Annotated in this window: 26 protein-coding genes; 16 read left to right on the forward strand and 10 right to left on the reverse strand. The window is 33.1% G+C overall.

The features are described 5' to 3' along the window. Window positions 1–61 precede the first annotated feature (61 nt). From argC to B3C18_RS07190, 3 genes are read right to left on the reverse strand one after another with little or no spacing between them, the layout of a single operon-like run. The gene (gene argC, locus B3C18_RS07180; protein WP_291144566.1) at window positions 62–1,039 is read right to left on the reverse strand and encodes an N-acetyl-gamma-glutamyl-phosphate reductase; all 978 of its coding nucleotides are present in this window, start codon (window positions 1,037–1,039) and stop codon (window positions 62–64) included. Next, window positions 1,032–2,225, reverse strand: a complete 1,194-nt coding sequence (locus B3C18_RS07185; RefSeq protein ID WP_291144569.1) for an argininosuccinate synthase — start codon at window positions 2,223–2,225, stop codon at window positions 1,032–1,034. Before B3C18_RS07185 ends, argC begins: the two co-directional genes overlap by 8 nt. Window positions 2,226–2,280: 55 nt before the next feature. Beyond that, window positions 2,281–2,928 carry a GNAT family N-acetyltransferase gene (locus B3C18_RS07190; protein WP_180856961.1) on the reverse strand — a complete coding sequence of 216 codons (648 nt, stop codon included), beginning with the start codon at window positions 2,926–2,928 and terminating at the stop codon, window positions 2,281–2,283. Window positions 2,929–3,129: 201 nt separating this feature from the next. Here B3C18_RS07190 and B3C18_RS07195 point away from each other — a divergent pair, with 201 nt between their 5' ends. Continuing rightward, window positions 3,130–3,360 (forward strand): hypothetical protein, encoded by a 231-nt coding sequence (locus B3C18_RS07195; protein WP_291144573.1) that lies wholly within the window; start codon window positions 3,130–3,132, stop codon window positions 3,358–3,360. A gap of 116 nt (window positions 3,361–3,476) precedes the next feature. On the opposite strand, the gene B3C18_RS07200 is transcribed toward B3C18_RS07195, so the two are convergent. After that, window positions 3,477–5,747: a M1 family metallopeptidase gene (locus B3C18_RS07200; RefSeq protein ID WP_291144576.1), complete on the reverse strand. Its 2,271-nt coding sequence runs from the start codon at window positions 5,745–5,747 to the stop codon at window positions 3,477–3,479. Between the two features lie 187 nt (window positions 5,748–5,934). Here B3C18_RS07200 and B3C18_RS07205 point away from each other — a divergent pair, with 187 nt between their 5' ends. The 3 genes from B3C18_RS07205 to B3C18_RS07215 all read left to right on the forward strand — a co-directional run bounded on the left by B3C18_RS07205 (window position 5,935) and on the right by B3C18_RS07215 (window position 8,024). Continuing rightward, on the forward strand, window positions 5,935–6,786 hold the full coding sequence (locus B3C18_RS07205; protein ID WP_291144578.1) for an aldose 1-epimerase family protein: 852 nt from the start codon (window positions 5,935–5,937) through the stop codon (window positions 6,784–6,786). A 6-nt stretch (window positions 6,787–6,792) separates the two neighbouring features. Next, window positions 6,793–7,341, forward strand: coding sequence for a GNAT family N-acetyltransferase (locus tag B3C18_RS07210; protein ID WP_291144581.1), 549 nt, complete (start codon window positions 6,793–6,795; stop codon window positions 7,339–7,341). 125 nt (window positions 7,342–7,466) lie between these two features. Further along, window positions 7,467–8,024, forward strand: a complete 558-nt coding sequence (locus B3C18_RS07215) for a DUF3575 domain-containing protein (protein WP_180856966.1) — start codon at window positions 7,467–7,469, stop codon at window positions 8,022–8,024. A gap of 2 nt (window positions 8,025–8,026) precedes the next feature. Here B3C18_RS07215 and B3C18_RS07220 read toward each other — a convergent pair whose 3' ends face one another. After that, on the reverse strand, window positions 8,027–8,251 hold the full coding sequence (locus tag B3C18_RS07220) for a VF530 family protein (protein WP_291144584.1): 225 nt from the start codon (window positions 8,249–8,251) through the stop codon (window positions 8,027–8,029). Between the two features lie 215 nt (window positions 8,252–8,466). Here B3C18_RS07220 and smpB point away from each other — a divergent pair, with 215 nt between their 5' ends. The 3 genes from smpB to B3C18_RS07235 all read left to right on the forward strand — a co-directional run bounded on the left by smpB (window position 8,467) and on the right by B3C18_RS07235 (window position 10,780). After that, the gene (smpB, locus tag B3C18_RS07225; RefSeq protein WP_056206540.1) at window positions 8,467–8,922 is read left to right on the forward strand and encodes an SsrA-binding protein SmpB; all 456 of its coding nucleotides are present in this window, start codon (window positions 8,467–8,469) and stop codon (window positions 8,920–8,922) included. A gap of 79 nt (window positions 8,923–9,001) precedes the next feature. Beyond that, window positions 9,002–9,643: a hypothetical protein gene (locus B3C18_RS07230; protein WP_291144592.1), complete on the forward strand. Its 642-nt coding sequence runs from the start codon at window positions 9,002–9,004 to the stop codon at window positions 9,641–9,643. A gap of 87 nt (window positions 9,644–9,730) precedes the next feature. Continuing rightward, entirely contained in the window at window positions 9,731–10,780 is a 1,050-nt protein-coding gene (locus B3C18_RS07235; protein WP_291144594.1) for a Fic family protein, read from the forward strand. Window positions 10,781–10,810: 30 nt separating this feature from the next. Here the strand turns inward: B3C18_RS07235 and B3C18_RS07240 are convergent, their stop codons facing one another. Continuing rightward, window positions 10,811–11,452 carry a protein-L-isoaspartate(D-aspartate) O-methyltransferase gene (locus tag B3C18_RS07240; protein ID WP_291144597.1) on the reverse strand — a complete coding sequence of 214 codons (642 nt, stop codon included), beginning with the start codon at window positions 11,450–11,452 and terminating at the stop codon, window positions 10,811–10,813. Window positions 11,453–11,596: 144 nt separating this feature from the next. Here B3C18_RS07240 and B3C18_RS07245 point away from each other — a divergent pair, with 144 nt between their 5' ends. The 9 genes from B3C18_RS07245 to B3C18_RS07285 all read left to right on the forward strand — a co-directional run bounded on the left by B3C18_RS07245 (window position 11,597) and on the right by B3C18_RS07285 (window position 19,248). Beyond that, window positions 11,597–12,562 carry a Gfo/Idh/MocA family protein gene (locus tag B3C18_RS07245; protein ID WP_291144600.1) on the forward strand — a complete coding sequence of 322 codons (966 nt, stop codon included), beginning with the start codon at window positions 11,597–11,599 and terminating at the stop codon, window positions 12,560–12,562. 92 nt (window positions 12,563–12,654) lie between these two features. Further along, window positions 12,655–13,542, forward strand: coding sequence for a 3-hydroxyacyl-CoA dehydrogenase family protein (locus tag B3C18_RS07250; RefSeq protein WP_291144602.1), 888 nt, complete (start codon window positions 12,655–12,657; stop codon window positions 13,540–13,542). 18 nt (window positions 13,543–13,560) lie between these two features. Beyond that, complete coding sequence (locus B3C18_RS07255) at window positions 13,561–14,148, forward strand: hypothetical protein (RefSeq protein WP_291144605.1); 588 nt, start codon at window positions 13,561–13,563, stop codon at window positions 14,146–14,148. Further along, window positions 14,145–14,819 carry a YggS family pyridoxal phosphate-dependent enzyme gene (locus B3C18_RS07260; protein WP_291144610.1) on the forward strand — a complete coding sequence of 225 codons (675 nt, stop codon included), beginning with the start codon at window positions 14,145–14,147 and terminating at the stop codon, window positions 14,817–14,819. Before B3C18_RS07255 ends, B3C18_RS07260 begins: the two co-directional genes overlap by 4 nt. A gap of 85 nt (window positions 14,820–14,904) precedes the next feature. After that, the gene (locus tag B3C18_RS07265) at window positions 14,905–16,266 is read left to right on the forward strand and encodes an exonuclease domain-containing protein (RefSeq protein ID WP_291144614.1); all 1,362 of its coding nucleotides are present in this window, start codon (window positions 14,905–14,907) and stop codon (window positions 16,264–16,266) included. A 30-nt stretch (window positions 16,267–16,296) separates the two neighbouring features. After that, on the forward strand, window positions 16,297–17,136 hold the full coding sequence (locus tag B3C18_RS07270) for an ion transporter (RefSeq protein WP_291144617.1): 840 nt from the start codon (window positions 16,297–16,299) through the stop codon (window positions 17,134–17,136). 153 nt (window positions 17,137–17,289) lie between these two features. Continuing rightward, window positions 17,290–18,210 carry a tRNA (adenosine(37)-N6)-dimethylallyltransferase MiaA gene (miaA, locus tag B3C18_RS07275; RefSeq protein ID WP_291144619.1) on the forward strand — a complete coding sequence of 307 codons (921 nt, stop codon included), beginning with the start codon at window positions 17,290–17,292 and terminating at the stop codon, window positions 18,208–18,210. Beyond that, window positions 18,207–18,422 carry a hypothetical protein gene (locus B3C18_RS07280; protein WP_291144621.1) on the forward strand — a complete coding sequence of 72 codons (216 nt, stop codon included), beginning with the start codon at window positions 18,207–18,209 and terminating at the stop codon, window positions 18,420–18,422. Before miaA ends, B3C18_RS07280 begins: the two co-directional genes overlap by 4 nt. Window positions 18,423–18,501: 79 nt before the next feature. Continuing rightward, window positions 18,502–19,248, forward strand: coding sequence for an acyl-[acyl-carrier-protein] thioesterase (locus B3C18_RS07285; protein ID WP_256634485.1), 747 nt, complete (start codon window positions 18,502–18,504; stop codon window positions 19,246–19,248). 363 nt (window positions 19,249–19,611) lie between these two features. On the opposite strand, the gene B3C18_RS07290 is transcribed toward B3C18_RS07285, so the two are convergent. From B3C18_RS07290 to B3C18_RS07305, 4 genes are read right to left on the reverse strand one after another with little or no spacing between them, the layout of a single operon-like run. Continuing rightward, a complete protein-coding gene (locus B3C18_RS07290) occupies window positions 19,612–20,139 on the reverse strand; it encodes a tetratricopeptide repeat protein (RefSeq protein ID WP_291144627.1) in 528 nt (175 codons plus the stop codon). Beyond that, a complete protein-coding gene (gene prfH, locus B3C18_RS07295; protein ID WP_291144631.1) occupies window positions 20,126–20,815 on the reverse strand; it encodes a peptide chain release factor H in 690 nt (229 codons plus the stop codon). Before prfH ends, B3C18_RS07290 begins: the two co-directional genes overlap by 14 nt. Further along, window positions 20,803–21,408, reverse strand: a complete 606-nt coding sequence (locus tag B3C18_RS07300; RefSeq protein WP_291144634.1) for a hypothetical protein — start codon at window positions 21,406–21,408, stop codon at window positions 20,803–20,805. The genes prfH and B3C18_RS07300 overlap by 13 nt, the downstream gene beginning before the upstream one ends. Window positions 21,409–21,420: 12 nt before the next feature. Further along, window positions 21,421–22,812: an RtcB family protein gene (locus B3C18_RS07305; RefSeq protein WP_291144636.1), complete on the reverse strand. Its 1,392-nt coding sequence runs from the start codon at window positions 22,810–22,812 to the stop codon at window positions 21,421–21,423. Window positions 22,813–23,538: the final 726 nt, after the last annotated feature.

Below are 23,538 nucleotides of genomic sequence, written 5' to 3' on the forward strand. Positions count from 1 at the left end.
GTTTCAAGTTTCAGGTTACGTACAGAACGTGAAACCTGAAACTTAAAACTTGAAACTATTATTAAAATCCGCTTGGTCTCAAATTTAAACCTGTGGTTTCTTCTAAACCGAACATTAAATTCATGTTTTGAATTGCTTGTCCCGAAGCACCTTTGGTTAAGTTATCTATAATTGATGTTATGAGAACCCGGTTTCCTTTTTTCAATAAACTAATGATACATTTATTCGTTTGCACCACTTGTTTCATGTTGATGTTTGTTGTGGTAACGGTTACGAAAGGTTCGTTTTTATAGAAATCTTCGTATTTCTCCACTAATTGCTCCAAACTATCATCACATACTGTATATAAAGTTGCAAAAATTCCTCTTGGAAAATCTCCTCTATTCGGAATAAAAAGCAATTCGCTATCAAAATCATCTTGCAATTGAACTAAACTTTCTCCGATTTCCCCTAAATGCTGATGTTCAAAAGCTTTATAATGCGACATATTATTGTTTCTCCAGCTAAAATGAGAAGTTTCGGCAAGACCTACACCTGCACCTGTACTTCCGGTTGTAGCATTAATATGAACATCATTATTTAGCAGATTATTTTTAGCTAAAGGCAATAAAGCCAATTGTATAGCTGTTGCAAAACAACCTGGATTTGCTATATAATTTGCTTTTTTGATTTTTGCTTTATTCAATTCAGGCAAACCGTAAACAAAATCTTTTCCTTGAAAATGTGCATCTTTATTCAATCTGAAATCATTTCCTAAATCGATGATTTTAGTATGGCTTGCAAATGCGTTTTCCTGTAAAAATGAAATTGATTTTCCGTGACCCAAACATAAAAACACCACATTTACGTTAGGATTTATTATATCTGTAAAATTCATTTCGATGTCACCCATCAAATCGTGGTGTGCCACAGAAAGTGGTTTTCCGGCATTTGTTGTACTGTAAACAAAATCGATGTTTACTTTTGGGTGATACATTAAAATTCTGATGAGTTCTCCGGCTGTATAACCCGAACCACCAATTATTCCGACATTAATCATGATCTAATTGATTTACAGATGAAAATATGTTTTGTGCATTTCCAAGAATTTTGATAAATCCTTTTGCATCATCAGATGTCCATGCGTTGTTCATTTCTCCGTATTGACCAAAACCTGTGTTCATCAAATCATTTTTAGATTCGATTCCGTCAAGTGAGAAATGATATGGTTTTAATGAAACCGTTACAGTTCCGTTTACTGTTTTTTGAGTGTCTTGCAAGAAAGTTTCAATGTTTCTCATAACTGGGTCTAAGAACTGACCTTCGTGAAATAACATTCCGTACCAGTTTCCTAATTGTTCTTTCCAGTATTGCTGCCATTTTCCAAGCGTATGTTTCTCCAATAAATGATGTGCTTTGATAATAATTAAAGGTGCTGCGGCTTCAAAACCAACTCTTCCTTTAATTCCGATAATAGTATCTCCAACGTGAATATCTCTACCAATTGCGTAAGCATTTGCCAGTTTTTCAAGAGCTACGATATTGTTAGATGGTTTATCTGTTTTTCCGTTTATTCCAACTAATTCTCCTTTCTCAAAATGTAACGTTACTTTTTCTTCTCCTTCTTTTTTTAATTGAGATGGATAAGCTTCGCTTGGTAACGGCTGTCCTGAAGTTAAAGTTTCTTTTCCTCCAACACTTGTTCCCCAAAGTCCTTTATTGATAGAATATTGTGCTTTTTCCCAAGAGTAGTGAACTCCATTTTGAGCCAAATAATCTACTTCTTCTTGTCTTGAAAGTTTTAAATCTCTAATTGGTGTAATAATTTCAATTTCCGGAGCAATGGTTTGGAAAATTAAATCAAAACGAATTTGATCATTTCCTGCACCTGTACTTCCGTGTGCGATCGCGCTTGCTCCAACTTTTTTAGCATATTTTATAGCTTCAATTGCCTGAAAAACACGTTCTGCACTTACTGATAATGGATAAGTATTGTTTTTTAATACGTTTCCGAAAATCAAATATTTTATAGCTTTATCATAATATTTGTCTACGATTGTAAGGTTTGCGTGTTGTGCACTTCCTAATTCGTAAGCTCTTTTTTCAATGGCTGATAATTCTTCTGCGTCAAATCCTCCTGTATCTACAAGTACAGTGTGAACTTCGTATCCTTTTTCATTTTTTAAATATTTCAAACAATACGAGGTATCTAATCCTCCGCTATAAGCTAATACTACTTTTTTCATTTTTTATAATTTTGGCCAATACTTTCGTATTTAGCAGTTTGAGATTTCTTTTTGGTTAAATTTTAAATAAAAAAACAAATGACAATATTTTGTTTAAGAATAAAGCCTGTTTAATTTTTTTAAGTCTGCTTAAAACAGCCTCGTTAAAAGGATGTCTTGGCGGCGTTTTTTGTTTTTCTTTTGGGTCGTATAACATTCCGGTACAAAGACACATTTTGTTTTCTTTGCTTTGTAGGATTTGGTAATTAGTACAAGTTTTACAACCTGACCAAAAACTAGGATCTGTCGTTAATTCTGAGAATGGAACGGGTTTGTAACCTAATTCAGAGTTGATTTTCATAACTGCTAAGCCAGTTGTAATTCCGAATATTTTAGCATCAGGATATCTCTTCAAAGAATAATCAAAAACTTTAGATTTTATCTTTTTTGCCAAACCTAAACTTCTGTAGTCAGGGTGCACAATTAATCCAGAATGTGCCACAAATTTTCCGTGCTGCCAGCTTTCGATGTAACAAAAACCTGCAAATTTCCCATCTGCCAGAGCAATCATTGCATCACCATTCGACATTTTTTTCTGAATATACTCAGGAGTTCTTTTAGCAATCCCCGTACCTCTTAACAAGGCAGATGATTCTATCGTATCGCAAATTTCTTGTGCGAATTTGAAGTGTTCTTCCTGAGTAACAACAATAGAGATCTTCATTTCAATAATTGAAGTTAGAGTTAAAAATTAAAGCATATTGTTTAGTTTGAAATCCAGAATTGAATCCAATAAAATTAAGCAAAATAGAAGTAACATATTCAAAATCAAAAAGTTGATCAAGAAAATTTACAAAATAATAAATACTTTTAGGATATGTTTGTCCAATGGACAAATTATGTGATTTCAAAATGAAAAATGGATATGAATAAATATACGGCTATAAAACTCAGTGAATACTATAGAGATAGTATCCGTACTTCGGGAGAAGTACTAGGTGAGTTTGTCCGTGACAAAGAAGTTGTATGTAAACTTATTTTATTCATCGGTGCAAAAGTACATTATTTTTTTATTCACAAAACAAAAAATCAAAATTCTAACATTTTTTTAATGAAAAGTTATTTTTTGGAAGATGCTAAGATTCTAAGCTGCTAAGGTTCTAAGGTTCTAAGATTTTAAATTCGAGCACGCAAACTTGAAACTTAAAAACAAAAGAAAACCCGATAGTCATTATAACTATCGGGTTTTTAAATATTTCAATTTTTGAATTATTACTTTTTCGTAAATGGAATTACTTGTCCATTATCTATAAGTGTCATATCGAAACCTGTTTTGGCTTCATTAAATTTAAATTTCAATCCTGCTCTTTTTGATTCAAATGTATCTTTTTCACCTGCTACAGGAGTTAAAGTAAATTTTGGATAGTTTGGAAGTTCTGCGTTTAAAACACTGTTTTTCTCAGTCAATTCAATTGTTAAAGGTGATTTTGCAGTAACATAATTCCCTACGAAACCATCTAGAATGATATCCTGTTCAACTTTTCCCTTTCCCGCTGTCCAAACATTATTACTGTCGTTATAATCTGGGAAAGCATGATCTGGATCTAGTGTAATACTTTCTATTTCTTCTGTTGAATTGTGTTTGAAAGACCATTCGTTATTACGCTGCCAAATTTCTACCGGAAGTTTAACTCTCGTTACTTTTCCGCTTTTTGTTTTTACGTCTAAAACAATTGGCATTGGCATTTTGTCGAAGTTCTCAACATTGATTACAACACCTTTTGATGGATCATTTTTCACGTATTTAATCCAATTGATTCCTTGATCAAATCTCCAGTTGTTTACGAACCAGCTTCTCCAGAACCAGCTTAAATCTTCTCCGGCAACATTTTCAATTGTTCTAAAGAAATCGTCCGGAGTTGGGTGTTTGTAAGCCCAACGCTCTACATAAGTGCGTAATGCTTTATCAAAACGCTCTTGTCCTAAAACCTGCTCTCTTAAAATAACTAATCCTGCACTTGGTTTTGCATAACATAAAACGCCAATATTAGCTTCCTTCATATTATCAGGAGAACTCATAATCGTTTCTAATTTTGGGCTTGTGAAATATTCTGCCTCTTCATGTAAATTAGATGCAGGCTGTTTGTATTCGCCATTATTAAAATCGTAAGAACTTACAGAGTTAATAAAGGTGTTGAAACCTTCGTCCATCCAAGCAAAATAACGCTCGTTTGAACCTACAATCATTGGGAACCAAATATGTCCAAATTCGTGATCTGTAACTCCCCATAAATCATCTCCTTTAGATTTCCATCCGCAGAAAACAATTCCAGGATATTCCATTCCACCTTCATTTCCTGCTACGTTTGTAGCTGCAGGATAAGGATATTCAAACCATCTTTTAGAATAATTTTCGATTGATGTTTTAGTATATTCTGTAGAACGTCCCCAAGCATCATTTCCTGAACTTTCAACAGGATATGCAGATAATGCTAAAGATTTTTTTCCGCTTGGTAAGTTTATTTTTGCTCCATCTAAAATAAAAGCCGGAGATGATGCCCAAGAAAAATCACGTGCATTTTTAATTTTATAATGCCAAGTTTTTTGTGCCGAAGCATTGCTATTTGCCGTTGCAGCAACTTCATCTGCAGAGCGAATTATAACAGTTTTATCACTTTGAGAAGCATCTTTATATCTTTTCAATTGTTCTGCAGAAAAAACTTCTGCTCCGTTTACTAATTCTCCAGAACCTACAACATAGTGGTTTGCAGGAACAGTCAATTTTACATCAAAATCTCCATATTCTAAATAAAACTCAGAAGCTCCTAAATACGGTGCCGTATTCCAGCCTCGTACGTCATCATAAACACACATACGCGGATACCATTGTGCGATTGTGAATATTTTTCCGTTTTTAGTTTCTAAAACTCCCATTCTGTCTGAACCTTCAAATGGTGCAATGAATGAGAATTCTATTTTAATTTTTACAGAAGCTCCTTTTGCTGCTAATTCCTGTGGAAGGAAAATCTGCATTCTGGTGTCTGTAACGATATATTTTGCCTCAACTTCTGTTTTGGTTTTTCCACCAGAAATTACTTTTACAGATTTTATTTTATTACCTCCGTCAAAAACCTGACCTTGAGCTCCATTACGGCTTCCGGTTAAAGGCACAACAGCATTTCCTCTAGAATCTTCTTTGAATAGATTTTGATCTAAATTCAGCCAAAGAAATCCAAGTTTATCAGGACTATTATTTGTATATGTAATTTCATCTGTACCTACAATCTCATTTGTAGTTCCGTTTAGCTTCGCCGTTATTTGATAATCAGCTCTGTTTTGCCAGTATTCAACTCCCGGCTGACCGCTCGCTGTACGCGTTGAAGTACCGTTTTTAGTATAAAAATGTGGTGCAAATGCATCATGATAATTATAATTGTTTGCTGGATTTGCTGTCGTCGCCGGCGGAGTCTGCTGCGCCCAAACAGAAGAAATCCCAACAAGTAAAGCCATGGTTAAAAAGGCTCTTGAAGATTGTTTTTTCATATTTTTTAGCTGTTTATGTAGCAAATTAATGAAAAAAAAAGCTATTTACAGAGAAAATGAAAAGGATAAATTTAATTTTAGCAAAAATTTATTAAAAAAATAATTCTAAGCTTTTTCCTAAAAAATAAAATTTATAAAATATATTTACATCAAGATTTAAGACTAATTCTTTTCAATACACAACATTTTGAGCACAACTATATCAAATTCAACACTTAAGGCTTCGATTAAAAATGCCGGAGCAGAATTGTTCTCTTTAAAAGACAATCAAAATAAAGAATATATATGGGAAGGAAATCCTGATTTTTGGGGTAAACACTCTCCTATTCTTTTCCCTATTGTTGGTACATTAAAAAACAATACTTACTCTATTGATAAAAAAGAATATCAATTGCCAAGACATGGTTTTGCAAGAGATATGGAATTCGAACTTATTGAAAAAAGTGGCAATAGCGCTGTTTTTTCTTTAGAATCAAATGCCGAAACTCTAAAAAAATATCCTTTTGAATTTGAACTGCAGCTTATTTATACGTTAGAAAATACTACGTTAAACATAGAATATGTAGTCATCAATAAAAGTGAATCAAAAATGCCTTTCTCGATTGGTGCGCATCCGGCAATTGCACTTCCTGAAAAGTTTGAAAACTATGCTTTTAAGTTTGAAAAAGCAGAACCTTTGAAATATAATCTTCTTGAAAATGATTTGATTTCGAATAAAACCGAAACTTTAAAAACTACCGAAAATGTAGTTCCGTTAAACTATAAACTTTTCGAAAATGATGCTTTGGTTTTTAAAACTTTAGAATCTAATTCATTGACTATTCTTGAAAATTCAAAACCTTATGTACAAGTTGAATTTGAAGATTTTCCGAGTTTAGGAATCTGGACAAAAGATCAGGCTCCTTTTGTTTGTATTGAGCCTTGGTTCGGATATTCGGATACAGCAGATAATTCAGGAGATTTGTTTAAAAAAGAAGGGATTTTGATTTTAGAAGTTGATCAGTCATTTCATTCAAAATTCAGTATTAAAATAGTATAATTTAAGATGTTAGAATTTAACTTTCACCCATTTCCGGTAATTGAAACGGAGCGTTTACTTTTAAGAAGAATTACGAATGATGATGTAAATGAAATTTTTGAATTGCGTTCGAATCCTGAAACTATGAAATATATTCCGAGGCCATTAGTTAAAAATAATGAAGATGCTTTGGAACATATTGCTATGATTGAGGAAAAAATAGAAACCAATGTTGGAATTAATTGGGGAATTACCCTAAAAGATAATCCTAAACTTCTGGGAATTATTGGTTATTACAGAATGCAACCCGAAAATCATCGTGCAGAAATTGGCTATATGTTATCTCCTGACTACCACGGAAAAGGAATTATTCCTGAAGCTGTAAACCGATTAATACAATATGGTTTTGAAGATTTAAAACTGCATTCGATCGAAGCGGTAATTGATCCGGAAAACTATGCATCTGAAAAAGTATTACAAAAATGCGGCTTTGTAAAGGAAGCTCATTTAAAAGAAGCAGAACTTTATGAAGGCAAATTTCTGGATAAAGTAATTTATTCTTTGCTTCAGAATTAAGTATTTTACTATTCCTGACAAAAAACATTTCTTGTTAAAATCATCTATTCCTGCAATAGTAAATGCGCTATTGCGTTATATTTGTGGCCGAAAACAGATTACGTCCGCGATCACAAAAAAATACCATGAAAAAATTATTCGCCTTTATTGTTCTTTTTTTATCCATACAATTACAAAGTCAAACCTTTATAAAATTTAACGGAGCTACAGCTTTAGTTGGGATTCCAAACGTTGGTATCGAGACAAGTATTGGCGAAAAAACTACCTTTAGCTTTGATGTAATGGCTTCTTTCTGGAAATCGTTTAACGGAAATAATCCAATGGAGTTTTACACTTTTACTCCAGAAGTTCGTTATCATTTTAAAGAAAAATACAACGGATTTTATGTTGGTGCTCACGCTGGTCCTGATTTCTATCAATTACAAAAATGGAATTACTGGGATACTAATAAATATGAGCATGGTTTTGGCTACCGTTTAGGAGTTACAGTAGGTTATAATATCAAATTAAACGATAAATTTTTACTGGATATTTTTGCCGGAGGCGGATGGCACCAAGGTTTTTACCACGGATATTATAATGACGGAACGCCAGGCAGATATGAAAAAGCTCCAAACTGGAACAAAAGCGGAGAATGGCTTCCGTATCGCGGCGGTGTAATGCTTTCGTATAAACTGAACTAAAATCAGCTGAATTTAGGAAGCGTTTTTACATATAATTCTTCTACTTTTTTTCGAGCCCAATCGGTTTTTCTTAAAAAAGTAAGACTTGATTTTACACTTGGATTGGATATAAAACACTTTATAGGAATTAATTCTCCTAAAGTATCAAAACCATAATGGTCAACTAAGGCTTCTACAATCTTTTGAAGTGTGATTCCGTGTAGCGGATCTTTAGATTTACTTTCCATTTTATATAATTTAAATAATACAAAAGACCGTCCTCAAAAAGAACGGTCTTTTTTGCAAAATTAACGAATTCGCCTAATACAATTCGCTAAATTAGAATATGAATTTAAATCCAAAAGAAAACAGCGCTAAAGCTGATTAAAATAATAAATTAAAAAAAAATCTTTAATTATATTTGATCACATTAAGTTTTACAATTTTCCTTACTTTTGTACACATGTTAAAATCAGTCAATATACTTAATAAGAGAGCTCGTTTTGATTACGAGATAATCGACACTTATACTGCCGGAATTGTTTTGGCGGGAACCGAAATCAAATCAATACGTTTAGGGAAAGCAAATATTACAGAAAGCTTTTGCGAATTTAGCGGTTTGGAACTTTTTGCCATCAATACTTACATAGAGGAATATTCTTTTGGAAATCAATTTAATCATAAATCACGCAGTGAGCGAAAATTGCTTTTAAACAAAAAAGAATTAAAAACACTTCATAAAAACGTGCAGGCAAAAGGTCTTACTATCGTTCCGCTTAAATTGTTTACCAATGAAAAAGGTCTTGCTAAACTGCAGATTGGTCTTTGTAAAGGAAAGAAAAACTACGACAAACGTGAATCTCTAAAAGAACAAGATACAAAACGCGACTTAGACAGAATTAAAAAAGCGTACAACTAAAGCTCAATTTATTTTAGCTAAACCTGTGTTTATCAAAATTTTATAGTTATTTTTACTACAAACAATATAACTGTAAAATATGAAAAAGTACTTAATTCTACTCCTTGTAATTCTGTCACTTTCAGGTTGTGGCAGTAACACTACTATTGTAAATAGCTGGAGAGATCCAAAAATAACAGTTGCTCAGGAACACTTTAAAAAAGTCTTAGTTGTCGCCTTAGTTAAAGATGAAGCTTCGAGAAGAATTACCGAAAATCGAATTGCATCAAGTAATCCGATTTTTAAAACTTCTTACCAATACTTAAACGAAACTACCAAAGAGCTTACGAAAGAACAAAAGCTAAAAATTCTTCAGGACGAAAATTTTGACGGAGTTGTAACAATGCGTTTAGTAAGCACGGAAAAAGAAACTACTTACGTTCCCGGATCTTATACCGGAATGTATTATGGCGGTTTTGACGGCTTATATTCCGGAGTTTACGGTTATGGTTTCGGAAACTGGTACGGAATGTATTCTCCTGCTTATTATGATCCCGGGTATTATCAGGAAACAACTTATTATATGGTTGAAACCAATATTTTTTCTTTAAAAGAAAATAAACTAATCTGGACCGGAACTACAAAATCAGATTATGTTACAGACTTAGGCCAAACTGTAGATGCTATTATGCAAGCTGTGGTTAAAGAAATGAGAAAAGACGGTTCTTTACCTCCAAAGTAAATTCAAAAGAAAGCAATATTTGAATTATTGCTTTTTTTATAATTCAAAAAATGACTAAATTTGTCAAGACTTAAATTTTCATCAAAAATGAAATCACTTTTAAAAAATGCAAGAGAACAAAAGGGCTTAAAAACGCGTGAACTAGCGCAGCTTGCCGGAATTGATCAGGCATTAATAAGCAAATTTGAATCGGGAACACGAAAACCTACCAAAGATCAAATTATAAAACTCGCCCAGCTTTTAGAAATTGATTACGAAACTTTGATGATTGCGTGGCTTAAAGAAAAAATTCTTTATGAAATTGGTGATGAAGAATTTGCTTTGAAAGCTTTAAAAATGGCAGAAGATGAAATCAAATACAACAAAACTGTATCAAATCTTAAACTATCAACTTCTTTAGAAAAAATCTTAAAAGAAATTGATCTTCTAAAAGAAAAATTAGACTCTTACAAGCAATTTGATAGTTTTAAAATCAGGGAAGCTTTAGAACTTGAATATACCTTTGAAAGCAATAGAATTGAAGGAAATACAATGACTTTACGTGAAACAGATATGGTTATCAATGAAGGATTGACCATTTCAGGGAAAAGTATGCGGGAGCATCTTGAAGCCATAAATCATCAGGAAGCTATTGGTTTTATTAAAGATTTAATGCAGAGAAATACTTCCTTAAACGAACGTGAATTGTTATCGATTCATAATCTAATTCTTAGAGGAATTATTCCTGAAGATGCCGGACGTTACAGAAAAGTACAGGTCATGATAAAAGGCAGTAGTCATATGCCGCCACAACCTTATATGGTTGCTAAAGAAATGGAAGATTATTTTATTTGGTATGAAACTAATAAAAATAAACTTCACCCTGTTGTTTTGGCTGCCGAAATGCACGAAAGATTAGTTACTATTCATCCTTTTATTGATGGAAACGGAAGAACTTCGCGTTTGGTCATGAATTTAATTTTGCTTCAAAAAGGATACATTATTGCAAATATTAAAGGCGATTATGATTGTCGTATGCAATATTACCAAACTTTGGAAACAGCACAAACTAAAGATAGTAAGGAAGATTTCCTGCTATTCATTGCTAAAATAGAAAAAGAAAATCTGGAACGATATATTGGTATTATCGCTCAATAAAAAAAGCCCAGCTAAAACTGGGCTTTCTTTTTAATTTTTATCTTCTAATAAAGGAACAAATCTAAATTCTCCAAACTCATGTTTTTCAAATTGAGTTTCGTTCTTTCTAATTAATAAAGTCATAATTTGAACATCTTCTCCAAGCGGAATAACCAGCCTTCCTCCTATTTTTAATTGTGCCATTAATGGCTGTGGAATAAATGGCGCACCTGCCGTTACAATAATACTGTCAAACGGAGCATAATGCGGCAAACCTTTATAACCATCACCAAAAGAAACATGTTTCGGTCGAATATTTAACTTCGGAAATAAAATTGAAGTCTGTTTAAACAATTCATTTTGTCTTTCTACAGTATATACTTTTGCACCCAAAGCAAATAAAACTGCCGTTTGGTAGCCTGAGCCAGTTCCAATTTCCAGAATTTTGTGATCTTTTTTTACTTCTAGTAGCTGCGATTGAAACGCCACAGTGTACGGCTGCGAAATAGTCTGCCCCGCGCCAATAGGAAAAGCCTTATCCTGATAGGCAAAATCTTCAAAACTTGAATTCAAAAAAAGGTGTCTTGGGATTTTTTTTATCGCATCCAGAACCGTTCTATCAGTAATCCCTTTTTGTTCTAAAGTGCTTACTAATTGATTACGAAGTCCTTGATGTTTGGCAGTGTCTTTCAAAATGGGTAGGTTTTATTCTCGCAAAAGTAAAGAAACTAAAAAGGAAATCAAATATTGATTTTTAATTATTAAATCGCTAAATCTTTACTGCATTCATTTTCACGTTCGACAAATAAATTATATTTTTGTTTAAAATACATTCTCATGTTAAAAGTAGGAGTTTTAGGTGCTGGTCATCTTGGTAAAATACATTTACGCTTATTACAACAATCTGACAAATACGAATTAGTTGGATTTTACGACGAAAATCAAGAAAATGCCGAAAGAATCTCAAAAGAATTTGGCTATAAAAATTTCAGCACAATTGCAAAACTTATACACGCTGTCGATGTAATCGACATTGTTACTCCAACACTTTCTCACTATAAATGTGCAAAAGTGGCAATTAAATCAGGAAAACATATCTTTATTGAAAAACCAATTGCCAATACCGTTGAAGAAGCCGAAGAAATTATCGCTTTAGCAAAAGAATACAACGTAAAAGGACAAGTTGGTCATGTTGAACGTTTTAATCCAGCCTTTATCGCTACAAAAAACATGATCGAAAATCCGATGTTTATAGAAACGCATCGTTTGGCCGAATTTAATCCGCGTGGTACAGATGTTCCTGTAGTTCTGGATTTAATGATTCATGACATTGATGCAATTTTAAGTGTTGTAAAATCAAAAGTAAAAAATATTAATGCAAGCGGTGTTTCGGTTATTAGTGAAACTCCGGATATTGCCAATGCCCGAATCGAGTTTGAAGATGGCTGTGTTGCCAATTTAACTGCCAGTAGAATTTCTTTAAAGAATATGCGTAAATCACGTTTCTTTCAAAAAGACGCTTACATTTCAGTTGACTTTTTAGAGAAAAAATGTGAAGTAGTTCGTATGAAAGATGCACCGGAAGTTCCGGGAGATTTTGACATGATCCTGCAAAATGCCGAAGGTGTAAAAAAACAAATCTATTTTACAAATCCTGATGTGGAGCAAAACAACGCAATTCTTGACGAATTAGAATCTTTTGCACACGCAATCAATACCAATACAACTCCGGTTGTAACGCTTGAACAAGCAACAGATGCATTGCGTGTTGCTTATCAAATTATTGATTGTTTCGATAAATAATATAAAAATATAACTCATTATTTTTAAGGTTTAAAGCTGGCAAAAAAGCCACTTTAAACCTTAACTTTTAAAATTTAAATACCAAAAACAAAATGAAAACTATAGCTGTAATTGGTGCAGGAACAATGGGTAACGGGATTGCTCATACATTTGCACAAAGCGGATTTACTGTAAAACTAATCGACGTTTCTGAAAAATCATTAGATAAAGGAATGGCAACTATTGCGGCCAATTTAGACCGTATGCTTTCAAAAGGAACAATTACGCAGGAAGATGTTGCTAAAACAATCACCAATATTATTACTTATACTGATATTAAAGACGGCGTTGTTGGCGCTGATTTAGTTGTTGAAGCTGCAACCGAAAATGTAGAATTAAAACTAAACATTTTCAAGCAGTTAAACGAAGCTTGTTCTCACAATACCATTTTAGCAACCAATACATCTTCAATTTCAATTACTCAAATTGGTTCTGTTGTTGCACATCCTGAACGTGTTATCGGAATGCACTTTATGAATCCGGTGCCAATTATGAAATTGGTTGAAATCATTCGCGGTTACAATACCAGCGATGAAGTAACAAAAATCATCATGGATTTATCTGAGAAATTAGGTAAAGTTCCTGTTGAAGTAAACGATTATCCAGGTTTCGTAGCAAACAGAATTTTAATGCCAATGCTAAACGAAGCAATCGAAACGTTATATAATAAAGTTGCGGGAGTTTACGAAATTGACACCGTAATGAAATTAGGAATGGGACATCCAATGGGACCACTTCAATTAGCTGATTTTATTGGTCTTGACGTCTGTCTTGCTATTTTAAACGTAATGTACGAAGGTTTCAAAAATCCAAAATATGCTCCTTGCCCATTATTAGTTAATATGGTTAGAGCCGGAAAACTGGGTGTTAAATCTGGAGAAGGTTTTTACGATTACAGCGAAAGTAAAAAAGCAGAGAAAATTTCGAAGCAGTTTATTTAGAAAATAATCTAAACAATTATGAGGAATCTGTTTTTAATTTTTGTGTATTTTACAGCAACAATTTGTATATCTCAAAACACAGATCCAAATTCTGATAAACAATTTACAATTCATGAAATTGACAGCATCTCTGAAAAAAATGGCAGATATATAATTTCTGAAGGAAAAACAGAAGCGACTCTCGAAATTAAAGCTAAGAGGCAAAAGACAAAAATTCTAAACGGAAGCGGAGGTTTCTCATACAATCTTTATCAGTATCATTTTAATGAAGAGAAATACAATGCATTATCACAAATAGAACAAAGAAAATATAATTTTGATAAATACACTAATTTAATAAAAGGAGAATACCATCAGGCAATTCACTATGAAAATGCATATACTGAAAATATTTATGGTGAGTTTTATTATTTTAAAACGTCGCTTTTTTATGTAAAAATTAGAATTATTAAATCAGAAAATAATAAAGAAGATATTTCAGAAACAATCAGCTTAAGTCTTGCAGAATTAGACGATCCAAAAGAAATAAAAAGTTCTTTCATTAATGTAAAAAGCTGGGTAAGCGAACAAAATAATGAAATATTAAAGATTTACAATCGAAAATGAGTGCAATAAAGCAAAATCTGATTCAAATAAAATCAACAATTCCTGAACACGTAACTCTTGTTGCCGTTTCAAAAACAAAACCTGTTTCAGATTTGGTACAGGCTTATGAAGCTGGCCAGCGCATTTTTGGAGAAAACAAAATTCAGGAAATGACCGAGAAATGGGAACAAATGCCAAAAGACATTCAATGGCATATGATTGGTCATGTTCAGTCAAATAAAGTCAAATTTATGGCACCATTTGTGAGTTTGATTCACGGTGTTGACAGTTTGAAATTATTACAAGAAATAAACAAGCAAGCTTTAAAAAATAACAGAACAATAGATTGTCTTCTTCAAATATATATTGCCGAAGAAGAATCTAAATTTGGTTTAGACGAAAACGAACTAAATGAACTTTTAACTTCTGTGGAGTTTAAAGAGTTAAAAAATATTCGTATCTTAGGTTTAATGGGAATGGCAACCTTTACAGAAGATCAAAATCAAATAAAAAAAGAATTTACCCATTTAAAATCGATTTTTGATTCATTAAAAAATATTGATGGATATGGTAAAGACGCACTTCAGTGCGTATCTACAATTTCTATGGGAATGTCCGGAGATTATCAACTCGCAATAGAATGCGGCAGTACAATGGTTCGCATTGGAAGCAGCATTTTTGGAGGAAGATAATTTTTCAAAAGCCACAATCGTAAGACGCACTGCGGTGCGCCTCTACAAAAAACTGAATACTAAAAACTGAGACTGAACACTTAATTTGTACGCAATACTTGACATAGAAACTACTGGAGGACAGTTTAATGAAGAAGGAATTACTGAAATTGCCATCTATAAATTTGATGGACATGAAGTAATAGACCAGTTCATAAGCCTTGTCAATCCTGAAATTCCCATTCAGCCTTTCGTAGTAAAACTGACCGGAATCAACAATGCTATGTTACGTTCTGCTCCAAAGTTTTACGAAGTTGCCAAACGCATTATCGAAATTACTACCGACTGCGTTATTGTCGCACACAACGCATCTTTTGACTACCGAATTTTAAGAACAGAATTCAGACGTTTAGGCTACGATTTTGAAGCCAGAACACTTTGTACAGTAGAATTAGCCAAAAAACTAATTCCAGAACAGCCATCGTACAGTTTAGGAAAACTAGTGCGTGCACTCGGAATTCCAATGGCCGACAGACATCGCGCCAGCGGAGATGCAATGGCAACCACAAAGCTTTTCAAAATGCTTCTTGAAAAAGATGTCGAAAAAACAATCGTAAAAGACTTTATAAAACTTGAAATCGAAAAAGGAATTGCACCAAAATTCCTTGATCTTTTAAGTCAAATGCCTACTAAAACCGGCGTTTATTATATTTATAATGAAAGCGGAACTCTAATATATATTGGCAAAAGCCAAAATATCAAAAAGAGAATCAATCAGCATTTTACCGGAATCACAACCAAAAGTAAAAAAATACAAACCGAAGTTTTTACCATAACCTATGATGAAACCGGAAGCGAATTAATCGCACTTTTAAAAGAAAGTCAGGAAGTAAAAATAAACCGTCCGAGATACAATCGTTCGCAAAAAAAATCATTTTTCCCATTTGCCTTATATGCTGAAAAAGATGCTAATGGTTATTTGAACTTAAAACTCGAAAAAGCCGACGGACGTAAAAAAGAAATTACATCTTATGCTTCTTTACAGGAAGGCAAAAATGCACTTTTTAAATTCACTTCAAAATATCATTTGTGTCAAAAATTAACTGGCTTATATCAAAGTAAAAAAGAGTGTTTTCAATATAAAATAAAGGAATGCGACGGCGCTTGTATTGGCGAAGTTACTCCAGAAATATATAATTTAAGAGTACAGCAGTTTATCTCTGAAAACAGTTTCGAAAACAAAAGCATGATTTTAATAGACAGAGGTCGAAATGTAAACGAAAGAAGCGCTATTTTAATTGAAAACGGAACCTATCAAGGTTATGCTTATTACGATCTTAACTATCAGATTAACAATATAGATATCCTAAAGAATATTCTAATACCAATGCAACACAACCGCGATGTAAAAAACATTATACAAAACTACATTCGCAAGAGTAAATCTCTTAAAATCCTCAATTTTTAACAAAACAAAACTTTCATTATCTTCGCAGATATGAAAAACAGAAAATCAAAATACGAAATCTTTAGAGAAAAAATCAAAATTATCCTTTATGGCACAAACACCATTTTAGGGCGAATGTTCGATTTAGTTCTTTTAGGGTTGATTTTATTAAGCGTTCTTTTGATTATGATGGAAACCGTTCAGGGAATCAATCAAAAATACCATCAACAACTTATTATCTGCGAATGGATTATAACTATATTCTTCACAATCGAATATATCTTAAGGATTATATCCATTCAAAAACCCATTAAATACATTTTCAGCTTTTACGGAATCATCGATTTACTCGCCGTATTGCCCATGTATTTATCAATATTCTTCCCCGGCGCAAGCGTCTTATCTGTTATTAGAGCATTACGTTTTTTCAGATTATTCAAAATATTACATATTCCGCAAATCTCCCATCAATCGGCACAGCTTCGGGATGCGATTGAAGCCAGTAAAGAAAAGATTTTAGTATTCATCTATTTTGTACTCATCAGCACCGTAATCATTGGTACAATTATGTACTTAGTCGAAGGCAAAGAATCAGGATTTACCAGTATCCCAATGGGAATTTATTGGACAATAGTAACCTTAACAACAGTTGGTTATGGCGACATTTCACCTCAATCACCTTTAGGACAGTTTATTGCAGCATTAGTAATGATTTTAGGTTACGGAATCATTGCAGTTCCAACCGGAATTGTAACAGCAGAATTTGCAAAAAGCAGCCTAAAAAATAATACTATAAATAGCAAAAAAACATGCAAAAAGTGTCAATCGCAAGTACATTTTGACAATGCCAAATACTGCTACGAATGCGGAACCCAATTGCCAAATAATTAATTTATGGAGCTAATCCAGCTGTACATTGCAACTCCTCCTTATCTTTGTTGTTTTTTTAAGGCATAAAAGGAGCTTCCGCTGGTCGCTCTTTTACACCAAAAAAAACGAACAAATATAAGTCCGGGGTTTCCATTTCCATCTGGGCTAAAAAATATGAAATACCTAATCACCATTGTCGGACCAACAGCTATAGGCAAAACAGCCTTAAGTATTGCTTTGGCACAACATTTTAAATGTGAAATCGTTTCTTGCGACAGTCGTCAGTTTTTTAAAGAAATGACCATCGGAACCGCAGTTCCCAATCAAGAAGAATTAAATTCAGCCAAACATCATTTCATTCAAAATAAATCCATCTTCGAAAATTACACAGTTGGAGATTACGAAAAAGAAGCTTTAACTAAAATTGAAGAACTATTTCAAAACAATGATTTTGTAATCCTTATTGGCGGATCTGGCTTATACGTTGATGCAATTTTAAAAGGCTTCGATGAATTTCCGGAAATTGATCCAGAAGTTCGTTCTCAAGTAAATTCAAATTACGAAAAACTCGGAATTGAATATCTTCAGGAACAATTAAAAATTTTAGATCCAGAATATTATCAAAAAATAACTTTAGAAAACCCACAAACACTGCAAAATCCACAGCGAATAATGCGTTTTGTAGAAGTATGCATTGGTTCTCAAAAACCCTATTCTTCCTTTTTAAATCAAAAGAAAAACAACAGAGACTTCACTCCTATTTTAATAGGTTTAGACGCTGACAGAGAAATCATTTACAACCGAATCAACCAGCGTGTTGACATTATGATGAACGAAGGTTTACTGGAAGAAGCCAAAGCATTGTATCCTAATAAAGCGTTAAATGCACTTCAAACCGTGGGTTATAGAGAATTATTTAGTTATTTTGACGAAGAATTCACCTTGCCATTTGCCATTGAAGAAATCAAAAAAAATACCCGAAGATTCTCCAAAAGGCAATTAACGTGGTTCAAACGAAATGAAAACACAAAATGGTTTGATTATGCGACAGATAGAAAAGAAATTTTAAGTTATATAGAAACTGTAATAAAATGAAATTTTTAAAACTCATAGGAGATATTTTCTTTGTTTTCTGCACAGTTGTTTTAACTACAGCATTCTATACAACACTTAAGGAAAAAATTGAAAAACCAAATTTTAAAAATTTAGATACTACAGGATTTATAATTTTTGGAATAATCGTATTAGGTCTTATTTTTATAAGCTTTAAAATAGTATCAGCATATTTCAAAAAATCCAAAATTTAAAATCTATTCTCTTTCATCTTTCTTCTATTCTCAAATAGAAAAAATCTAAACTCAACAATCTAAAATCTAAAATTAAAAAATGCCAATATCTCCAAATTTCACATCAGTTTTAAGTAAAGACTGGGAAATCAATTTCACACAATGCACGCCAACAGGTTTCTTAAAATATACCGATTTGTGTAATATTTTACAATTAACCGCCGCAGCACATTCTGAAATTGGAGGAATTAGTTTTTATGATATGCAGGAATTTCACCAAGCCTGGGTTTTAAGCCGAATGCGCGTTGAAGTTCACGCTTTACCAAAATGGCAGGATGTTGTAACCGTAAAAACATGGATTAATAGTTTAGAAAATTCACGTTCAGTTCGTGCGTTAGAAATGTATGTAAACGGAAAAAAAATCGTCGGCTGCGAAACGTATTGGGCTGTTTTTAATACACAGGCACGCCGTCCAGAAGCTTTAGCACTTCCGTACGAGCATTTCGAATTATTCCCAGAAAAAAGAGCTACAGAAGAAGGTTTTTCTAAAATAAACATCAATCACGAAAAAGAAGCCGTTTTTGAAAAAACAGTTTATTTATCTGATTTAGACATTGTAAATCACGTAAATAACGTAAAATATCTGGAATGGTGCCTTGATCACGTTGACCCAAAAAGAATCATGAAACAAGAAGTTAAAAGCTTCGAAATGAATTTCATGAAAGAGCTTTCATTAAAAGATAATGTTGTAATTCATGAAAGCGAAGATGATGATCATACAACAGCAACATTTAGCATTACAAAAGGTGAAAAAACTTGCTTTGCTTTGGAACTTCATTGGAAATAAAATTGCCCACTGATTAAACTGATTAAACGGGTTAGCGCAGATTTTTAATTTAAAACGTGATTCTAGCAATAGTGAACAGGTGAAGCAATTCGCTGCTAAAACTTTTTGATCTATAAAACTTAAAATTTGTATAGTCCCTACGGGACAAAAATCATTTCTTTTATAATGTTCTACCGAGATATAATCTCTACGAGATAATTTTATCTTCATTATTTCTAAGTAAAGAACTCCGTTAGGAGTTAAAGATCGGTAGAAAATTAATGTGCGTCACAACAATTAATGTCCCGTAGGGACATCTCTAATATTGTATTCATAAAAAACGATGCGATTCAATAACCGCATCGTTTTTTCTTTCAATCAAAATCATTTCGATTTCTTTTTAGAATCTTTTTTAGATTTCTTTTTCTTCTTTAGCAAATCAATTTTGCCTTCAATTCTTTTCTCTACATCGCTAATATTGCATTCGTATGCAAATTGTAAAGAATGAAGCTTAGCATTTTTAATCTCCTTTAATGCTTTCTTAAACTCATGTTGTGCTTCAAAAAGAATCGCTTTTTTAACGTAAATATCAGATTTATTAATTCCTTTTATTGTTAAAGCAAAATCAATTAATTTTTGTGCTTCTTCATAATCTTCGTTTAAAATTAAAGTCTGCAAATAATACGGATAAACTTCAAGCGCATGAATATTTATCGATAAAGCCTCCTGAAAATAGGATTTTGCCTCTTCATAATTCATTAATTGTTCTGCCTGAATTCTTCCGTACAAACACAAAACCATTGTATTTTTTGCATCATAAGAAAAAGCATAATCTAAAGATTCAATCGTTTCTTCAAGCGAATACGGATAGTTATCCAAAGCTTGAAAAAGGTATTTATCAATTGTTTTCATGTCGTAAGTCGTTTTTTAATTTCTGACGAGTTCCTTTGTAATTTTTCTCTACTTTGTTCTTTTTAAAATCACTTCCGGTAAAAACCCTCACAGGATTTCCACGCTCGATATTAAGCTGATTTTCCCATTGTTTACCCACATGATTTTTAAGCTGAACCCGTTTCTCGTCTTCTAGTTTTTTTAATAATCTTTCTGTTGCCAGTTTTTTGTTCTGGTGCTGCGAACGGCTGTCCATAGAAACAACTGCAATTCCTGTTGGAATATGCGTCGCCCGAATTGCCGAGCTCACTTTGTTTACATGCTGACCGCCAGCTCCCGAACTACGCATTGCCTGATATTGAATATCATTTTCTGAAACTGATGCATTTTTTTGCGGTTCGATTTCAAAAATTCCAATAAACCAGTTCTTGCGTTTGTGCATTTTCCTAAACTGACTCTGACCAATCCACTGAATTGTTCCAATCCAGGATTTTATAAATTGTTCTGCATTTTTTCCTTTTATCGAAATTGAAGCTGTTTCAACCGTTCCGTTTTCTTCTCCAACTTCCCGTTGTAGCAGCACAACATCTAATTGCTGATCCTGCGCTTCTTCCAACACTTTTTTAAGCACTTGGGCGACAACCCAAGTGCATTCTGCAGGTCCGCGACCCGCTGTTATTTGAATTATTCTTTCCATTTTTCTAATATTTTAAGAAGCTTTTCTCTGTTTTTCGCTTCTTTTATAAATTTTGGAAGTCTTGAAACCATTGTTCCATTACCACTACCATTATTATTTCTTTCTCTTAAACCAGCTTTAATATATCTTTCCAAATACTCTATATGTATCTGATTGTAAGCCCAAAAAATTGATTTCCCAAAATCTTTTTGATACCAGATTTCTACATTAAAATTTGTATCATACATCTTAGAATTATCTCTATCAAATACAAAAGGAACCATGTCAATTCTTGGTTTATAATGTTTAACTTCACTACAAATCGGGCATTTTAACTTAATTTGTTTTGGTTGTTCATTTAGTAATTGCGATTGAAACTGTATCTTATCCTCATTATTACAGCAGTATGCATCTACATAAGCAAGATACTTTACAGCTACTTCTTTTTGAGAATAATAGCAATTTTTACATTCTAAAATTCTTTTATCAGAGTAATACCATTCAGATACAAAAGTTCTTCTAACAATTGCTTTTGAAGCACACTTTGGGCATTTTACATTGATAATATCTCCAAAACTGCCCAACCATTTATTTTCATCTTGAAATCTTTCCATAATTTTACTTTTTTAGCGATCCATTCTAACAATCTTCGGCGTAAAAGTTCCTATGACTTCAACCAGATCAGTTTGGTTTGCCATTACTTTTGTAATGTCTTTGTATGCCATTGGAGCTTCATCAATATTTCCTCCAATCAAGGTTACGTCATTGGCTTTCAAAACCTTTTTGATTTCGCTTTGCGTAAAAGTGCTTTTGCATTTTGCTCTCGAAAACAAACGTCCGGCGCCATGCGATGCAGAATTTAAACTCTCTGCGTTTCCTTTCCCTTTCACAATGTAACCCGGTGCGGTCATTGAACCAGGAATAATTCCCAATTGACCTTGTGCCGCTGGAGTTGCTCCTTTTCTGTGCACAATACATTCCTGACCGTTTACCATTTCTTTCCATGCAAAATTGTGATGGTTTTCAATTGTAACCACTACCCTTTTCCCAATTGCTTTTGCTATTCGTCTGTGAATATCATCGTGACAGGCTTTTGCATATTCTCCAGCTAAATTCATTGCCAGCCAATATTCCTGACCATCGTGTGTATTCAAATCCAGCCAGGCCAAATGCTGCACATTTTTTGGTAACGGACATTGTTTTGTTGCCAAATAAGTATAATGCTTTGCAATATTTGCCCCCAAACCTCGTGAACCGCTATGTGAAAGAACTGCGAAATATTCGCCTTTTTCAAGCTTCCATTCATTCTCTGGATTATCAATTTTAGCAATTCCAAATTCTACAAAATGGTTTCCTCCGCCTGAACTTCCTAATTGTTTATAAGCTTTTGGTAAAAGATTCTTTAGCAGCGGAATATCCTGAAATTCGCTCTTATGAAAAACTTCATGATCTACTCTTGAAGCGTGTGTTTCATTCATTCCGAATTTTGTATTGTCTTTCAAAATTGCTTCTAACTGATGTTCCTTTCCTTTGAAATGCGACGCTGGTAAATCAAAAATTGAAAGGCTCATTCGGCATCCAATATCAACTCCAACTCCATATGGAATTACAGCATTATCTGTTGCTAAAACTCCACCAATTGGCAATCCATATCCCGAATGTGCATCCGGCATTAAAGCTCCGGCTACAGAAATTGGCAGTTTCAACGAATCATACAATTGAAATTTTGCCTGCTGATCAATTTCATTTTCACCAAAAATCGTAAAAGGAGCTCTTGTTGCTTTAAGCTGATGCATTCTTACCTGAACCGGTTTTATCAAACCTTCAGCAACTTTTCCCCAAGTTCCGTGACCTTCAAATTTTTCAGGATTCAGCAGAACGTCTTTTGCCTCTGTTAGAATAGATTCCTTTTTTTCTCTTTTTCTATATCTGTTTATCTGCCCTAAGGCGATGTTTATTGAATTGTTTTTTGGAAATCCCAATTTAATCAGGTCTTTTCCAGTTAATTTATTTCCCATAAATTTTTTATAATTATGTTGATGCACAGCTAAGTCAGGTTGAAACCAACAAAGGATTCAAAAATGAAATAAGCATGCGGATTTTTTATCCTTTCGGATAGTTTGTAAAATATTCTTCGGGAAAATTTTGAAGTGTCTAGAATAAAAAAAGCCCGAAACTAAATGTCTTCGGGCTTTTTTATATATCTAAAAATGTATTTCTAAGATTGAAATAAGCCACGAAGAAGTGCTACACCAAATCCGTTTGGTGTGAAGCTTTGTGATGTCAATGTAAGTACAAACATTTTTTCTTCGTTTTTAAAGGGTTATTATTTTTTTCGTCTGCAAATATTCAGAATTGTTTTTTGATTTTCCAAATTTATTTTTCAGAAAAGTTGTGTGAAAAATATTTTTGGTATTAAATTCTTCAATAAATAAGAAGTTATTACTTTGAAAATGAGAACAATATATTCTCTAGAAATAAAATTAAAAATTCTAGTATTATATGTCTTTTTTGTCATTTCGACTGAAAGGAGAAATCGCACACGTATATCGACAAAGATTGGTGATTCTCTTTGCGTAGACGCACTGCTGTGCGTCTCTACGATATACGTTATCTATAAATCAATTTTAATATAGAGATACACACTGCAATACGCCTACACGATTTACGTTATCTATAAATCAATGACAATTCTAATATAAATTAATCATATTTTAATGTAGAGATACACTGCAGTGCATCTA

Origin of the sequence: Flavobacterium sp. UBA7680 (assembly GCF_002482975.1) — a bacterium.
Classification (GTDB): Bacteria; Bacteroidota; Bacteroidia; order Flavobacteriales; family Flavobacteriaceae; genus Flavobacterium.

What these genes read in the sequence shown, in the direction of transcription:
- argC (WP_291144566.1), bottom strand. Translation starts at nt 1,039, where the DNA reads ATGATTAATGTCGGAATAATTGGTGGTTCGGGTTATACAGCCGGAGAA.
- B3C18_RS07185 (WP_291144569.1), bottom strand. Translation starts at nt 2,225, where the DNA reads ATGAAAAAAGTAGTATTAGCTTATAGCGGAGGATTAGATACCTCGTAT.
- B3C18_RS07190 (WP_180856961.1), bottom strand. Translation starts at nt 2,928, where the DNA reads ATGAAGATCTCTATTGTTGTTACTCAGGAAGAACACTTCAAATTCGCA.
- B3C18_RS07195 (WP_291144573.1), top strand. Translation starts at nt 3,130, where the DNA reads ATGAATAAATATACGGCTATAAAACTCAGTGAATACTATAGAGATAGT.
- B3C18_RS07200 (WP_291144576.1), bottom strand. Translation starts at nt 5,747, where the DNA reads ATGAAAAAACAATCTTCAAGAGCCTTTTTAACCATGGCTTTACTTGTT.
- B3C18_RS07210 (WP_291144581.1), top strand. Translation starts at nt 6,793, where the DNA reads ATGTTAGAATTTAACTTTCACCCATTTCCGGTAATTGAAACGGAGCGT.
- B3C18_RS07215 (WP_180856966.1), top strand. Translation starts at nt 7,467, where the DNA reads ATGAAAAAATTATTCGCCTTTATTGTTCTTTTTTTATCCATACAATTA.
- B3C18_RS07220 (WP_291144584.1), bottom strand. Translation starts at nt 8,251, where the DNA reads ATGGAAAGTAAATCTAAAGATCCGCTACACGGAATCACACTTCAAAAG.
- smpB (WP_056206540.1), top strand. Translation starts at nt 8,467, where the DNA reads ATGTTAAAATCAGTCAATATACTTAATAAGAGAGCTCGTTTTGATTAC.
- B3C18_RS07230 (WP_291144592.1), top strand. Translation starts at nt 9,002, where the DNA reads ATGAAAAAGTACTTAATTCTACTCCTTGTAATTCTGTCACTTTCAGGT.
- B3C18_RS07235 (WP_291144594.1), top strand. Translation starts at nt 9,731, where the DNA reads ATGAAATCACTTTTAAAAAATGCAAGAGAACAAAAGGGCTTAAAAACG.
- B3C18_RS07245 (WP_291144600.1), top strand. Translation starts at nt 11,597, where the DNA reads ATGTTAAAAGTAGGAGTTTTAGGTGCTGGTCATCTTGGTAAAATACAT.
- B3C18_RS07250 (WP_291144602.1), top strand. Translation starts at nt 12,655, where the DNA reads ATGAAAACTATAGCTGTAATTGGTGCAGGAACAATGGGTAACGGGATT.
- B3C18_RS07255 (WP_291144605.1), top strand. Translation starts at nt 13,561, where the DNA reads ATGAGGAATCTGTTTTTAATTTTTGTGTATTTTACAGCAACAATTTGT.
- B3C18_RS07260 (WP_291144610.1), top strand. Translation starts at nt 14,145, where the DNA reads ATGAGTGCAATAAAGCAAAATCTGATTCAAATAAAATCAACAATTCCT.
- B3C18_RS07270 (WP_291144617.1), top strand. Translation starts at nt 16,297, where the DNA reads ATGAAAAACAGAAAATCAAAATACGAAATCTTTAGAGAAAAAATCAAA.
- miaA (WP_291144619.1), top strand. Translation starts at nt 17,290, where the DNA reads ATGAAATACCTAATCACCATTGTCGGACCAACAGCTATAGGCAAAACA.
- B3C18_RS07280 (WP_291144621.1), top strand. Translation starts at nt 18,207, where the DNA reads ATGAAATTTTTAAAACTCATAGGAGATATTTTCTTTGTTTTCTGCACA.
- B3C18_RS07285 (WP_256634485.1), top strand. Translation starts at nt 18,502, where the DNA reads ATGCCAATATCTCCAAATTTCACATCAGTTTTAAGTAAAGACTGGGAA.
- B3C18_RS07290 (WP_291144627.1), bottom strand. Translation starts at nt 20,139, where the DNA reads ATGAAAACAATTGATAAATACCTTTTTCAAGCTTTGGATAACTATCCG.
- prfH (WP_291144631.1), bottom strand. Translation starts at nt 20,815, where the DNA reads ATGGAAAGAATAATTCAAATAACAGCGGGTCGCGGACCTGCAGAATGC.
- B3C18_RS07300 (WP_291144634.1), bottom strand. Translation starts at nt 21,408, where the DNA reads ATGGAAAGATTTCAAGATGAAAATAAATGGTTGGGCAGTTTTGGAGAT.
- B3C18_RS07305 (WP_291144636.1), bottom strand. Translation starts at nt 22,812, where the DNA reads ATGGGAAATAAATTAACTGGAAAAGACCTGATTAAATTGGGATTTCCA.